The sequence below is a fragment of the Neohoeflea coraliihabitans genome, from assembly GCF_019334345.1.
Lineage (GTDB): Bacteria > Pseudomonadota > Alphaproteobacteria > Rhizobiales > Rhizobiaceae > Pseudohoeflea > Pseudohoeflea coraliihabitans.
The window spans coordinates 437,202-451,576 of sequence record NZ_JAHWQX010000004.1 but is presented as its reverse complement, the minus strand read 5'-3'; the positions used below and the strand labels follow the sequence as shown (position 1 = coordinate 451,576).

Annotated in this window: 10 protein-coding genes; 2 read left to right on the top strand and 8 right to left on the bottom strand. The window is 64.5% G+C overall.

The window, feature by feature from the left end:
• Positions 1-13: 13 nt before the first annotated feature.
• The 4 genes from KY465_RS16925 to KY465_RS16910 form a co-directional block, all read right to left on the bottom strand.
• Positions 14-3,316 (bottom strand): acetyl-CoA carboxylase family protein, encoded by a 3,303-nt coding sequence (locus KY465_RS16925; protein ID WP_219203259.1) that lies wholly within the window; start codon positions 3,314-3,316, stop codon positions 14-16.
• Between the two features lie 50 nt (positions 3,317-3,366).
• Positions 3,367-4,974, bottom strand: coding sequence for an AMP-binding protein (locus KY465_RS16920; RefSeq protein ID WP_219203258.1), 1,608 nt, complete (start codon positions 4,972-4,974; stop codon positions 3,367-3,369).
• Positions 4,975-5,027: 53 nt separating this feature from the next.
• A complete protein-coding gene (locus KY465_RS16915) occupies positions 5,028-5,951 on the bottom strand; it encodes an MBL fold metallo-hydrolase (RefSeq protein WP_219203257.1) in 924 nt (307 codons plus the stop codon).
• A gap of 130 nt (positions 5,952-6,081) precedes the next feature.
• On the bottom strand, positions 6,082-6,861 hold the full coding sequence (locus KY465_RS16910) for an IclR family transcriptional regulator (RefSeq protein ID WP_219203256.1): 780 nt from the start codon (positions 6,859-6,861) through the stop codon (positions 6,082-6,084).
• A gap of 250 nt (positions 6,862-7,111) precedes the next feature.
• On the opposite strand from KY465_RS16910, the gene KY465_RS16905 reads away from it, so the two are divergent.
• On the top strand, positions 7,112-8,269 hold the full coding sequence (locus KY465_RS16905) for an acyl-CoA dehydrogenase family protein (RefSeq protein ID WP_219203335.1): 1,158 nt from the start codon (positions 7,112-7,114) through the stop codon (positions 8,267-8,269).
• A gap of 137 nt (positions 8,270-8,406) precedes the next feature.
• Here the strand turns inward: KY465_RS16905 and KY465_RS16900 are convergent, their stop codons facing one another.
• Positions 8,407-9,549 (bottom strand): CaiB/BaiF CoA transferase family protein, encoded by a 1,143-nt coding sequence (locus KY465_RS16900; protein WP_219203255.1) that lies wholly within the window; start codon positions 9,547-9,549, stop codon positions 8,407-8,409.
• Between the two features lie 116 nt (positions 9,550-9,665).
• Between KY465_RS16900 and KY465_RS16895 the strand changes: the two genes are divergently transcribed.
• Entirely contained in the window at positions 9,666-10,604 is a 939-nt protein-coding gene (locus KY465_RS16895) for a LysR substrate-binding domain-containing protein (protein WP_219203254.1), read from the top strand.
• Between the two features lie 39 nt (positions 10,605-10,643).
• On the opposite strand, the gene KY465_RS16890 is transcribed toward KY465_RS16895, so the two are convergent.
• Genes KY465_RS16890 through KY465_RS16880 form a run of 3 tightly spaced genes read right to left on the bottom strand, consistent with a single transcriptional unit; the run spans position 10,644 to position 14,366 of the window.
• Positions 10,644-11,972, bottom strand: coding sequence for an MmgE/PrpD family protein (locus tag KY465_RS16890; RefSeq protein WP_219203253.1), 1,329 nt, complete (start codon positions 11,970-11,972; stop codon positions 10,644-10,646).
• A gap of 58 nt (positions 11,973-12,030) precedes the next feature.
• Complete coding sequence (locus KY465_RS16885; protein WP_219203252.1) at positions 12,031-13,890, bottom strand: SLC5/6 family protein; 1,860 nt, start codon at positions 13,888-13,890, stop codon at positions 12,031-12,033.
• Entirely contained in the window at positions 13,887-14,366 is a 480-nt protein-coding gene (locus KY465_RS16880; protein WP_219203251.1) for a hypothetical protein, read from the bottom strand. The genes KY465_RS16885 and KY465_RS16880 overlap by 4 nt, the downstream gene beginning before the upstream one ends.
• Positions 14,367-14,375: the final 9 nt, after the last annotated feature.

Here is a 14,375-nt window from a genome sequence, read left to right as displayed (position 1 = left end):
AGCTGTTTCGGCGTTACCAGGTGTCGATTCGGCGCCCGCGCCCGCCCCGGGCAATGGTTCCGGCGGCGGCAAAGGCGGCGGCGATGCGCGAACGGGAGTCCTGCGGGTCGATGACGTCGTCGATGTCGAGCGCGGCGGCAACGTTGAGCGCCTTGCCGCGCTCGTAGAGCGTGTCGAGGAGACGGTTGAACAGCGCGTCGCGCTCAGCACCCTCCGCGGCGGCGGCGAGATCGGATCGGTAAGCCAGCCGCACCGCGCCTTCGAGGCCCATGCCGCCGAATTCGCCGGTCGGCCAGGCGAGCGAAGCAACGGGGGCATGAAAACTGCCGCCGGCCATCGCCATGGCGCCAAGTCCATAGGCCTTGCGCAACACCAGCGTGACCATCGGCACCGACAGCGACGCAGCGGTGATGAACATGCGCGAGACATGGCGGACGAGCGCCGTCTTTTCCGCTTCCGGGCCGACCATGAATCCCGGCGTGTCACAGAGCGACAGGAGCGGAATGCCGAACCCGTCGCAAAGCTGCATGAAACGTGCGGCCTTGTCGGCACAATCGGCATCAATGGCGCCGCCGAGTACGCGGGAATCATTGGCAATGACGCCGACCGCCCTGCCCTTCAGGCGGATCAGCGCCGTGATCATTCCGGGGGCGAAGGCACGTCGGAGTTCCATCACTGATCCGCTGTCGGCGAACAGGTCGAGAAGCGCGCGGATGTCATAGGCACGCATGCGGTTCTGTGGCACGGCGTGGCGCAGGTGCCGTTGGTCGGCGGCCTCCCAACCGGCCAGGTCTCCCTGGAAGAAGCCGAGATAGCGGCGTGCCTCGGCGACGGCCTGGCGTTCATCGGCGACAACCAGATCGACGACGCCATTCGGAGCCTGAACGCTGATCGGGCCGACCTCGTCGGGCTTGACCAGGCCGAGACCGCCGCCCTCGATCATCGCCGGTCCCGCCATGCCGAGGCTCGCATCCTCTGTGGCGATGATCACATCGCAGCAGCCCGCCATTGCGGCATTGCCGGCGAAGCATCGCCCGGTCACAACCCCGATCAGCGGCGCCTTGCCATTGAGCGCGGCGAGATGCGCAAAGGTGGTCGAGGCCAATCCGGTCTGGGTCTGGAAATCGGTATCGCCCGGACGCCCGCCGCCGCCCTCCGCCCACAGCATGATCGGCAGCGACCAGTCGCTGGCGATGCGGAGCATGCGGTCCTGCTTGTGGTGACCATTGAACCCCTGGGTGCCGGCAAAAACCGTATAGTCATAGGCCATCGCCATGCAGCGGCTGCGCTCGGCGTCGAACAGGTCAGAATTGACGGTGCCGATGGCGGTGATCAGGCCGTCGGCGGGGCTGACGCGGATCAGTTCATCGATCGAGCGCCGCGAACGCTGCGCGGCGAAGGTCAGGCTGCCAAATTCGTCATAGCGGGTCTCGTCAAAGAACTCGGCGAGATTCTCACGCACCATGCGCTTGCCGATCTTTTCACGCTTGGCCACGGCGTCGGGGCGATTTTCATCGAGCAGGCCGGCACGGCGCTCGAACAGCTCCGCAAGTTCCGGTCGGATCTCGTCGAGATCGACGGTCTCGACTTTGCGCGCCTCGATGCCCGAACCCTCCTGCGGCGCCAGGAAAAACAACGGCGTGTCCGCATCGGCGATGTCACCGTCCGAGACGTGGACGGCGCTGATCACGCCATCGGCCGGGGCAACCACGGCCATCTGCATCTTCATCGCCTCGACCAGCGCCAGCTCCTGCCCGGCCACCACCGCCGTCCCCGGTGCCACACGGATCTGCGATAGTGCTCCGGGCATCGGCGCGACGATGGCAAGCTGTCCCTCGGGCGCAGCGGCGGCCGGTAGTCCTCCCGCCGGCGCGGATGAGGCCGGTGCGCCGGCCCTGTCAAAAAACCGGGGGCGCGGCGGCTGCACCGCGAGGAGATCCGGCAGGGCCTCCTCGACGAACTGGGTGTGGAAGTCGATGGCCTCGAGTGCCGGATGTCCGAGAAGAGCGCGCAGGAAATCGAGATTGGTGTCGACCCCCTCGATGCGCGTTTCATCAAGGGAACGCCTGAGCTTGCTCAGGGCGCCGGAAAAATCCGGCTGGCGGGAGACGGCGATGATCTTGGCGAGCAGCGAATCGTAGGAGGGACTGACGCGATAGCCGGTGTAGCCGAGGCTGTCGACGCGGATACCGGGTCCCGACGGGATATCGAAGGTTGTCAGCGTACCGCTGCCTGGGACCGTCGACCCATCGGCCATCATCCGTTCCATGTTGATGCGGGCCTGGATGGCAAAGCCGCGCAGCGCCGGCGGGTTGTCCGCATCGAGGCCTAGATCGGCAAGGCTGGCGCCGCCGACGAGGCGCAATTGGGTTTCGACGAGATCGATCCCTGCCACCTCTTCGGTCACGGTGTGCTCGACCTGCAGCCGCGGATTGGCCTCCATGAAATAAAAGGCGCCGTCTGTTCCGGCCGCCGTGTCGACAAGGAATTCGAACGTGCCGAGACTGCGGTACTGCACGTCCCGCGCCAATGTCAGGGCAGCATCGATGACGCGCTGGCGCAGCGAGGCTGACAGGCCGGGACAGGGCGCGATCTCGATCAGCTTCTGGTGGCGGCGCTGCAGGCTGCATTCCCGGTCGCCGAAATGGATGACTGTGCCGTCGCCATCGCCGAGCACCTGCACCTCGACGTGGCGGGCGCGCGGCACATAGCGTTCGATGTACACTTCATCGCGGCCGAACGAGGTCCTGGCTTCGGACCGGCAGACGGCATAGGCGCCGGCCAGTGCATCAAGGCTGCGCACGACGCGCATGCCGCGGCCGCCGCCGCCGGCCACCGCCTTGATCATCGCGGCGGCGCCCTCACCCAGGCCCTCCATGAAGCTGTGCGCCTCGTCGAGACTGATGCCCGCCTGCGAGCCCTCGGGAAGCGGTACGCCGAGACGCTCGGCGGTCTTGCGGGCGCTGACCTTGTCGCCAAACGTGGCGAGTGTTTCCGGGCGCGGCCCGACAAAGACGATCCCCGCCGCCTCACAGGCGCGGGCGAACTCGGCGCTTTCACTGAGAAAGCCGTAACCGGGGTGGATGGCGTCACAGCCCTCGTCGCGGGCTATGCCGATGATCTGTTCGATGTCGAGATAGGCGGCGGGGCCGCTGCCCTCGAGATCACGGGCGCGATCGACGTGGCCCAGATGCAGGCAGCTGGCATCGTCCTTCGGCGCAATGCCGACTGAGGTCAGGCCGAGATTGGCCGCGGCGCGGGCGATGCGGATGGCGATTTCGCCGCGATTGGCGATGAGAAGAGAGTTGAATTGCAAAGCATTTTCCCTGCTTGCGGATCGGTTGATCACGTTGAACCTTGTGCCGCTCAGCCGCGACGCACCTTTACATCAGCGGTATCGCGGTCCCAGACATCGCCGGCGGACAGACCGGTGCTGCGCAGGACATGCTTCTCGATCTTGCCGGTCGGCGTCTTTGGCAACTGGTCCAGCACCCGAACGAAACGCGGGATCATGAAGTAGGCGAGCCGCGGACGCAGAAACGCGATCAGATCAACCGGATCGAGCGTCGCTCCGTCGACGAGCGAGAGGACCGCCATGACTTCGCTTTCGCTGATCTCGCTGTCGACCGCCACCGCCGCCGCTTCCCGCACCGCGGGATGTGCCATCAGGGCCGTCTCGACCTCGAAGGAGGAAATGTTCTCGCCGCGCCGGCGGATCGTGTCCTTCAGGCGATCGACGAAATAGTAATTGCCGTCGTCATCCTTGCGAAACACGTCGCCGGTGTGAAACCAGCCGTTGCGCCAGGATCTGGCAGTGGCCTCCGCGTCGCGGAAATAGCCGTGGGTCATCGCCCAGGGCTGGTCGGTGCGGATGATCAGTTCGCCGGTCTCGCCGTCGGCCACTTCGCAATCCCATTCATCGACGATGCGCAACTCGACGCCATCCCGCGCCCGGCCGCACATGCCGGCCACCACGGGGTTGCGGCCGGAGACGATCGGCAGGGAGACTTCCGTCATGTTGAACGAGGTGTAGATATCGAAACCGAAGCGCTGGCGCAGCGCCTTGCCGTCTTCGTCGAGCGGCTGCTGGATGATGTGGCGCAGATGCCCGAGCTTTTCCTCGGGACATTCGGGCTGCGACAGCAGATAGCGCGTCATGACGCCGAGCAGGATGGCGAATGTCGCCTTGGTCTCGGCGATGACCTGCCAGAAGGCGCCGGTGCGGAACCGCTCGATGACGGCGACCGAACCGCCGAGCCAGAGCATCAGCATGCACGGCAGGATGCCGGCCACGTGGTAGACCGGCAGATTGACGAGATAGCGGTCCTCGCCTGTCAGGAAATACACCGCCTTGCCGGCTGTCTGGATATGCAGATATGAGCACATGACCCCCTTCGACGGCCCGGTGGTACCCGAGGTGTAGATGATGCACTGGGTCTCGAAGGGCAGGATCTCCCGCTCAGGCGGTGTCGGCGCACTGCCGGCCGCGTCGAGAGCGGCGCTTCCGACCACCGCCAGCTCGCTGCCCGGCAGTTGGTCTGTGCCGAAAACGACAAGGGTCTCGAGGTCGCCGCGCTCAACCGCGTTGATGTGTTGAATCAACTCGGATTCCGCAACGAAAATGCGCGCTTGCGAATTCTCTATGACCCTTTGCAGGAGCGCGCCGCGATAGGCCGGATTGACGTTGACGGCGATGGCACCGAGGTAATTGGCAGCGAACCAGACGCGCAGCGCATCGGGACCATTGGGCAAGGCGATCAGCAGGGTTTGTCCGGCCTTCAGGCCCAGCGCCTGCAGACCGGCCGCCGTGCGCCGCGTTTCCTCAAGGGTGCGGGCGTAGCTCCACTCAAGTCCGCCCTCGAAGACGGCGTAGATCCTGTCTGGATGCGCGGCGGCGCGCTTTTCCAAGAGCGGGCCGAGCACGCAATCGTCACGGGCAGGTATTCTCGGATCGGCGGGGGCGGTGCTTGTCATCTCGGGTGCTCTCGAAGCGGGCGGATTGGCGAAACGTGTCTTGCCCGGCGTTATCAGACGGCCTGTGGCCGGACGGGCTGCGGTTCTGGGTGGGCCGCACGAGGGGATCGGGTGATCTCGACCGGCTCGAAATGAAAGCCATCGGCACTGCGCGTGATGCTGGCTGCGCCCGTTCCGGCGAAATGCGACGCCATCAGGATCGCGCCGCGTTCGGCGCACAGATCGAGCACCTTGAGGCGGCTGCGCAGGGCCAGCGGCCCATCCTCGCACAGCGACGATCCCCATTCCGGGCGGTGCACTTGCAACGGATGATGAATGCTGTCGGCCGCGTGGACGAAGAGCTGCTCGCCATTGTCGATGAGCAGCGCCAGTTGGGTGGCGGTGTGACCGGGGACCGGCATGGTGCGCAGCCCCGGCAGGAGCTCGGTCTCGTCGTCAATCAGGTCGAGACAGCCGGCTTCGACCAGCGGCACAACGGTTTCAGCGAGTATCGGCGCCTGGCCGGGATGAAGCGCCAGCCCGGCGCCTCCCGGCTGCCAATGGGCGTATTCGCGGCGCCCGACAACATAACGCGCATTGGGAAAGGCCGGGCGCCACCCGTCGGCGGTGGCAATGGTGTTGTTCTTCATGTGGTCGGTATGGAGATGCGTCAGAACAACTAGATCGATGTCGGCGGGCGCAACGCCGGCGGCAGCCAAGCTGAGAAAGAACGGCGCTTCGGCGATGCCGTTTTCCTTGCCGCGACCATAGCCGGTATCGATCAGCACCAGTTTGCCGTCGAGACACAAGAGCCAGGAATGAATACTCGAGACGAGTTTCTGCTTTTCGGCATTGTAGTAGGAGGGACCGAGAGCGACGGGCGCGCGCGCAAAGATCTCGTCGCCAAAGTCCGGGAACAAGGTGGCCGGCGGAAACGCCGCCCCGACAGACTCCCTGATCAAGCTCAGCTGCAATGAACCGCTGTCAATCGTCCGCACGTCACCCTCCTCCATGGCGCGCCACGCTAACGATGACGTGTTACCCAGTCAACTGCATTTCACTAGATAACCCATGGACAAAACAGACAACTCCCCAGCCCCCAGGCTGCCGGACCCAATTTCCTGTCGCTCACAGGCCGAGTCGACCGCGGATGTGTCGCGCCGTCTGGCGCAGCCGCTCGAGCGGCACCGGCTCGCCGTTCTTGATCATCTGCGGCGTCAGCCCGGCGATCGAGACGGCGCAAATCGGCTTGTTGTCGGCATCAAGAACCGGCACGGCCAGCGCCGTGATGCCGATGGCGACATCATCGACGGCGCATTCGAAACCCCGCTCGCGGATCAGTGCCAGACGCTGACGCAAATCATCAGGTGACACGATGGAGTTCTCGTTGAGCGGCTGCATCGGCTCGGAGACGAGCCGCGCGATTTCCTCTTCAGGCTGGTAGGCGAGCAGAAGTTTCGGCGCGCCGCCGCAATTGAGCGGCAGGGTTCCGCCGACGGGCCACCAATGCACCTCGAGGCCGCGCATGTCGTGATAGCGGGCCAGGCAAACGGCGGCCCCTTCCTTGAAGACGGAAAGGAAGACGGTCACGCTCAATTCGCTCGCCAGTTCCAGCAGAGCCGGCTGCGCCAGCGTGCGCAGGTCCTGGGAATCGCTGACATTCGAGGCAAGATCGCGGATGGCCCTGCCGAGGCGGTACTGATTGTTGGCGGCATCAAGGGCGATGTAGTTGTTCTCGACAAGGGTCAAGAGCAGCCGGCGCGTCGTGCCCTTGTCCAGCCCCGTTGCCGCACTCACCTCGGCAAGCGTCTGCGCGTCCTTGCCCGCAAAAGAATTGAGGACGGCAATTGCCCGCGAGACGGCCCGAATGTTCTGCTTGAAAGAGCTCGGCTTGCTGTCGGGTGTCATGGGCACGGATTTCCGGAGGTTCGGTTTTCGAGGTTGCTAGAATGTTGGTTGGCGACATCTAGGTCAAAGAGCAATACGAGTTTCATGTCAACATCCGGGCGCGCTGCCGGCGGTCCGGTGCCGCAGCGCGCCCGGATGGCCGAGGTGAAACCGGGGCATAGGCGGGTTTTATAAGGGCGATCATCCATGCGGTCTGCCGGAGAATCGGCAGGGATGCTAGATGTCCGGCAAAACAGAGGAAGCCGACGCCATGACCACCATCGAGATGCATGAGGAAATCCGCGATGCCGTTGCCAAGCTGTGCGAGGGTTTCCCCGGCGAATACTGGCGCCAGAAGGATGAGCAGCGGGCCTACCCGAGCGAGTTCGTCACGGCGCTGACCGAGCAAGGCTATTTGTCGGCCCTGATCCCCGAAGAATATGGCGGCATCGGCCTGCCTTTGTCGGCGGGCGCGGCAATCCTCGAGGAAATTCACCGCGCGGGCTGCAATGCCGGCGCCTGCCATGCGCAGATGTACACGATGGGCACCTTGCTGCGGCACGGCAATGAGGAACAGAAGAAGCGCTATCTGCCGGGTATTGCCGATGGATCGCTGCGGCTGCAGGCTTTCGGCGTCACCGAGCCGACGAGCGGCACCAACACGACCGCGCTGAAGACATTCGCCAAGAAGGTGGGCGACAAATACATCGTCAACGGCCAGAAGATCTGGACCTCGCGTGCCGAGCACTCCGATCTGATGATCCTTCTCGCCCGGACGACGCCGGTCTCGGAAGTGAAGAAAAAGACCGACGGGCTGTCGGTGTTCATCCTCGACATGAAGCAGGCGAAGGATCATGGCCTGACGATTTCACCGATCCGCACGATGATGAATCATTCCTCGTGCGAAGTGTTCTTCGACGATGTCGAGGTGCCGGCGGAAAACCTCATCGGCGAGGAAGGCAAGGGTTTTCGCTACATCATGTCGGGCATGAACGCCGAGCGCATCCTGATCGCTTCCGAATGCATCGGCGATGCCAAGTGGCTGATTGCCAAAGCCTCATCCTATGCCAGCGAGCGCGAGGTGTTCGGCCGTCCGATCGGTCAGAACCAGGGCGTCTCCTTCCCGATTGCCCAGTCCTATGCACGCATGCGCGCCGCCGAACTGATGGTGCGCGAGGCCATTCGCCGCTACGAGGCCGGGGAAAATCCGGGCGCGGAAGCCAATATGGCGAAAATGCTGGCCGCCGAGGCCAGCTGGGAGGCTGCGGAAGCGGCGGTGCAGACCTTCGGCGGTTTCGGCTTTGCCGAGGAATACGATGTCGAGCGCAAGTTCCGCGAGACGCGCCTGTATCAGGTGGCACCGATCTCGACCAACCTGATCCTGTCCTTCCTTGCCGAGCATGTTCTCGGTATGCCGCGCAGCTATTGAGCTTTCGACAGGCCGTCCTTGCGCGGCTGACAATCTGAGTCCGAATCTCAGCCCAAGAGGCTGTATTGAAAGATATTATCGGATCGTGAGTGAGGTGGCGAAGCGTCCGGCCGCGCTCCCGCGGCCGGGTTCGCCGGTCAGGACGACCGGCGCGCCGCGCGGGCGGCAATTTCGCGGCGAATATCCGCGCCGTGCGCATCCAGCTGCGGCACCGTGCCGTAATTTTCCCGCCGCTGACCGTCAATGACAGCCGCCGGAGCGAGGATATCGAGCGGGCCATTGTCCGTGTCGATGCCGGCAAAGCGGCTCTGCGGATGCTGCGCAAGATCTTCCATGTCCGACAGCCTGCCATAGGCGATACGGGCGTCATCCAGTAAGGCGGTGTTGTCCTCGCGGCTGCGCCGGCCGAGTTCGGTGTCGATCGCCCCGTCGACCTTGTCGCGGTTGGCCACGCGGGCATTGTTGGTGCGAAAGAGCGGGTCGTCGGCGAGATCGCCGATATTCAAGGCGGTGCACAAGGCGCGCCATTCGCGGTCATTCTGCACCGAAATCAGCAGTTCCTTGCCATCGCCGCAGGTGAAGATGCCGTAGGGCGCGATGGTGGGATGGCGCAGCCCCTGCCTTTGTGGCGGCTTGCCGCCGTAGCGGTACTGCAGATAGGGCACATTGAGCCAATCCGCCATGGCGTGAAACAGCGACACCTCGATATGCCGCCCCTCGCCGCTTGCGGCGCGCCCGATCAGAGCTTCGAGTATCGCCTGATAGGCGGTCATCCCGGCGGCGATGTCGCACACGGAGACACCGACGCGCGCCGGCTCCTCCGGCGTGCCGGTGATCGCCGAAAGACCGCTCTCGGCCTGGATGAGCAGATCATAGGCTTTCTGCCTGGCGCGCGGCCCGTCGCTGCCATAGCCGGAAATCGAGCAGATGATCAGTTTCGGCAGGCGGGCACGCAAGGAACTGGCGCCAAAGCCAAGGCGATCCATGACCCCGGGGCCGAGATTCTGGATCAGGATGTCGGCGTCCTCGAGCAGCGCGGCAAGCACCGCCTTGTCGGCATCATCCTTGAGGTTGAGGGCAATTGACTCCTTGCCGCGGTTGAGCCAGACAAAATAGGCGCTGTTGCCGGCGGCAAGGGCGTCGTAATTGCGCGCAAAATCACCTTCCGGCCGCTCGACCTTGATGACCCGCGCACCGGCATCTGCCAGCTTGACCGAGGCGTAGGGTGCGGCAACGGCATGTTCGACGGAAACCACCGTCAAACCTTCGAGATCGGGCATCCTTGCCTCCTTGCAGGTTACAGTGATCAAGATGCGAAATTTACCGCCTGCGGCGCAAATAGCTTGTTGACAGCGCCCCGATAGGTTCAACTTATGTCCTCCAGTCGAGAGGTAAAATGGATTCACGTCAGCTGAGATATTTTCGCGAGATCATCGACAGTGGCTCGATGAGCGGCGCGGCGCGCAACCTGGGCATCGCGCAGCCTTCGCTGTCGCAACTGGTGCGCAATCTCGAAGCCGTGCTGGGCACCGAACTCCTGGTGCGCTCGGCGCGCGGCATCGCGCCGACCGAGGCGGGAGAACGGCTGCACCTGCATGCCTGCGCTATCGAGGCGATGATCGAGGAAGCGCAGCGTGACGTCGTTGATATCGGTGCCGAACCCTCGGGCCGCGTCGCCTTCGGGATGACGCCGTCGATCTCGATGGCCCTTTCGATCCCGATGGCCGAGACGATCCGGGTCGAAATGCCGAAAGTGCAATTCACCGCCACCGAGGCCATGTCCGGGCACCTGCGCGAATGGGTGCTGAAGGGCGAGATCGACATGGCCTTGCTCTATGACAACACCAATATCGGCGAGTGCGCCTCCTCGGAGCTGCTGATCGAGGATCTGTGGATCTACGCCGCCAGCGATTGCTGGCCGTTCGAGAGTGCGCCGGGCGAGCCGGTGACCTTTGCGCAGGTTGCGGAGACCGAACTGGTGCTGCCCTCCGAGCGGCACGGGCTGCGCGCCTATATCGACCGGGTCGCCCAGAGCGAGCGGCTTACACTGAATGTGCCGACCGAGATGGATTCGCTGCCGCAGATCAAGGCGCTGGTGGCGCGCGGCAGCGGCCATACGATACTCTCACCGGCGGCCGTGCACGATCTTGTCAGCGCCGGAACGCTGGTCGGTGCGCCGATCGGTGAACCGCGCCTCAGGCGCAGCATCTACCTGGTCCGCTCGACCAACCGTGTGACGCGCGCCACCCGCCAGACCGAGGATCTGTGCCGCGAAGTGGTGCGCGACCTGATCAACCGGCGCCTGTGGCAGGCGGAATTGCCGAGGGATGAATAGCGGGCGTTCCGCCGGCGGTGAGCACGGTTTCGCCGACACTCAGGCGCGAGGTGCCATCAGCGCGCCGATGTCACGGGCAGCCAGAGCATCCAGCCCGCCAAGCTGGTTCCATATCCGGTTGCCCCGGTCGCCGAGAATGGCGACCGCCTTGGCCTGCAGTCGCTCTGCCAGCACGTCTTCGGGCAGCGGCGCGGCGAGATCATGGCTGATCGGCACCGTCGTGCCATCGCTCAGCGTCACCACCCCTTCCGCCTGCAGATCGCTGAGGGATTCATCGCCGATCACCTCGATGCATTCCGCAAGTGCAGCCAGTTCCTGATCGGCGGCCAGCGCGTCGGTATAGGCGCGATCGTCGCCGGTCTTGTCGCCGCGCACTGTCATGCCAAACAGCCAGTTGTAGCTGAACTTGACCTCGAGGCCGGTGCGCGGCCGCTTGATGTCGCACACGCGCAGCCAGCGTGGATTGGTGCGCAGCGTCATGGCGGCAACGTCCTTGATCGCGCGCCCGCACAACGCCTCGGCATCCAGAACAGCCTCGATCATGGCGTGCAGGCCGTGGCAGCAGGCATGCAATTTATACTTGTTGTCCTCGAACAGAAACGCGCCGCCTTGCGGCCGGCCAGCGGTATCGGCGCCCGCCATGCCCCTGCCCTGCGGCGTGTGGGTCTCGACAAAACCCTGCACGCCGAGTAGGCCGTCATCGGCGGAGGTCATGCCAAGTGCGGCGAGCCTGGCGCATTCGATGCCATTGGAGGCCGCAATACCGGCATTGTAGGGTTTGCCCATGGTGCCGAACTGCGACTTCAGGCCCGAGGCGCGGGTGGCGCACAAGCCCAGGGCATTGCGCAATTGCCGGTCATCGAGCTTGTAAAGGCGCGCCGCCGCGATGGTCGCCCCGAATGCACCGGCGGTGGCAGTCTGGTGGAAGCCCATCAGATAGTGCTCGCGTCCGAGAACGAGGCCGATGCGGATGGCTGCTTCGGCGCCGACCACAAAGGCCTTAAGGATGGCATCGGCACCAAGGTCCTGCTCCACTCCGGCAGCCATCGCCGCCGGATAGATGCCGACTGAAAGATGTCCGACATGCGCGAAATGCGTGTCGTCATAATCGAGCGCATGGCTTGCGGCACCGTTGACCAGGGCTGCCATGCGCGCCGGTGCCATGCCGCCGCCAAACAGCGGGGCGACCGGCTTGCCGCCCTCCTCTTCGGCCAGTTGGCGCAATTTGGTGACCAATGGTTCATCGATCGCGGCAACACCGCATGTCAGCCAGTCAAGCAACGAATAGCGCGCCAGCATCATCGCCTTGGGCGGCAGGCGATCGTCCGGCTGGGCCGCAAGTTCGATCAGTTCGTCGATGAACGCCATGGGATCGTTCCTTTTCACAGCTCATTCATATGCATTGCAGCAGGGTCATCGCGGGCCGTCACCGGCGCTTGTTGCCAGCGACGCGGGCCAGACCGGCAGCCAGCCAGTCGGGCGATCGTCGCGGCGGCGCCTGACCCAGTTCGATCGGTTCGATGTGCGTCTCCGAGAGGTTGCCGAAGCCGACGCGGTAGGCGAGCCACCAGACCAGCACGACGCCGAACAGCCAGAACAGGATCTGCCAGACCCAGAGCGAAGGGATGCCGAGCGCCGCCGCGACTGGGCTGAAGATCGGATCGCTGAAGAAAGTGTTGCCGAGCACGGCGCCCGGCCCGTAGGCCAGAAACCCCCAGACGAGCATCAGCGACCAGAACAGGCCGCGTCCGCCGATCTCGACGCGCGTTGCCGCCAGCAGCGAATCGTGCAGACGGTCGCGCTCGAAGCGATCGGGAGCGTTCAGCGTGACGACCGCCGACAGCAAGACGATCAGCAGATTGAAGGTCAGGCCCCAGGCGGCGGAGTGAATGGTCAGGGGCCAGCGCCCCCAGGGCAGTTCGACAAACAGCGCTTCGAACACGATCAGGCCAAGCGGTTCGGTGAAGACGACGATCAGCATGCCGAGTGTCATGCCGGCGAGGATGGCGCCGCGGCTGATCCAGCGCAGAAAGCCAAGCCCGAGAAAGGCCGGCAGCATCTGCACTGCCAGAGGCAAAGCGACACTTGCTGTTACAGCTGACAACAGGGGGAAAAAGCTGGCGAGCAGCGCCACGAAAAAGAAGGTGAAGCCAAGCGCGACACGCGCTGAAAAGCGCTGAGCGCGGTGGGATAGATCTGGCAGCAGATAGGCGATGATCAGTTCGCGCGTGAAGATCAGAACACCGCCGGTGACAAAGAAACTGACGGCAAAAAGCGTGGCGATCACCAGCATCAGAACCAGCGCCGCGCCGGCCAGGGGCGCGGCGGCATAAAGCGTTTCAGCGAGCGCCATCGGGCCGTCAGCCATGCGCGTGGCCAGAAGCGGCGCGCCGAGGACGAGAACACCACCGGCCAGCCCGCCGGTCAGCCAGACGCTGGACACGCCGAGCGTCGCGCCGGCGCGCACGGTCTGGCCGAGATACAGGCTCGCCGGGCTGAAAAGAATGCCGAGCAGGGCAAGAATCGACGAGCCGATGGCGACGGCCGAAAAAATCCCGACGGGCAGGACTTTCTTGCCGATGCCCCCGACATATTGCACGACGCCGGGGATGCGATCGGCCAGGACGCCCTCGGCAACCGGGATCGGCTGTGCCGGGAATCCCGGCCCGGCGATGAGGATTTCCGCCAGAATTGTCGAGCCTGGCAGCAGAAGGGCAAGTAGCACGGCATGCATCGCGAGCACGAGGATCGCGGCCCTCCATCCGCCGATGATGGCTGGCACGGCGAGTGAAATCGCCAACAGCCAGACCCAGGCAATGCGCGGCACGCTTCCATTGCTGGCCTGTTCGAGAAGCTGGGCGGCAAATGAGAGCAGATTGGCGGAAAAGGGCAGTGCGAAAAGCAGGGTCAAGGCAAGGATGATGACGCGCAGGGCGATCGATCCGTAAAACCGGCCGAGGGCTTCGCCGGGCGTTGCAAGCCCGGCAATGCGCGTCACATACCACAGCCGATTCCAGATCAGCAGCGCCGCGACCGCGAAGAGCACGAACCCGACAGCGATGTGCGAGGCGGACAGTCCGAAGGTCGAGACCCGCCAGAGATGCTGTTCAAGACCGAGACCGGCGATGGCCAGCCCCGGCAGGATGAACATCGCTGCCCATCCCGGCAAGCGCCCGCCGCCATCGAGAAATTCTGCGGCTGGCGCATCAAGGCGGGCGATGCGGGCGGCGAAATACACGGCATACAGCGTCAGCAGAAGCAGCAGGGAGAACAGCAGCGGCGTCACCGTCGTCCTCCCCGATGCGGCAGCCGCGAAGCGGGCCGCAGATTGTTGTCGCGGATGACATCGAACTTCTCGAAGGCACCGCGTGGTCCGTGGCGAATGACGAGATAGGCGATAACCGCCACGACGAGGGCCATCAGGCCCACTCCGACCGGCAGGAAGATCCTTTGCACCAGATCGTCCGAGCCGGTCAGCACGGTGAGCAGCAGAGTGAGCAGCGCCGTTGCAAAGGCCACGAGGCCGAGCGCCGTCTCACCGGCGGTGAAGCCGGTCTTGAGGACAGTATTGACAATCACATGACCGACGAAGGCGAGGATCACCGCCGCGAAGGCGGCGGCAATCCAGGCGCGTGCGACTTCCGGCGCGGCCTCGGACGCGATGCCCGTGTGCGCAAGGATCGCCGCCACAAAGGCGGATGGCGTCCAGATAGCCATGACAAGCGCATGGCGATCCAGCCTGTCGGTCGAGGTGTCGGCCATTATGGCAGG

Coding starts and splice junctions, on each gene's coding strand:
- KY465_RS16890 (WP_219203253.1), bottom strand. CDS start 11,972: ATGGCGTTCATCGACGAACTGATCGAACTTGCGGCCCAGCCGGACGAT.
- KY465_RS16920 (WP_219203258.1), bottom strand. CDS start 4,974: ATGACAAGCACCGCCCCCGCCGATCCGAGAATACCTGCCCGTGACGAT.
- KY465_RS16905 (WP_219203335.1), top strand. CDS start 7,112: ATGACCACCATCGAGATGCATGAGGAAATCCGCGATGCCGTTGCCAAG.
- KY465_RS16910 (WP_219203256.1), bottom strand. CDS start 6,861: ATGACACCCGACAGCAAGCCGAGCTCTTTCAAGCAGAACATTCGGGCC.
- KY465_RS16900 (WP_219203255.1), bottom strand. CDS start 9,549: ATGCCCGATCTCGAAGGTTTGACGGTGGTTTCCGTCGAACATGCCGTT.
- KY465_RS16895 (WP_219203254.1), top strand. CDS start 9,666: ATGGATTCACGTCAGCTGAGATATTTTCGCGAGATCATCGACAGTGGC.
- KY465_RS16880 (WP_219203251.1), bottom strand. CDS start 14,366: ATGGCCGACACCTCGACCGACAGGCTGGATCGCCATGCGCTTGTCATG.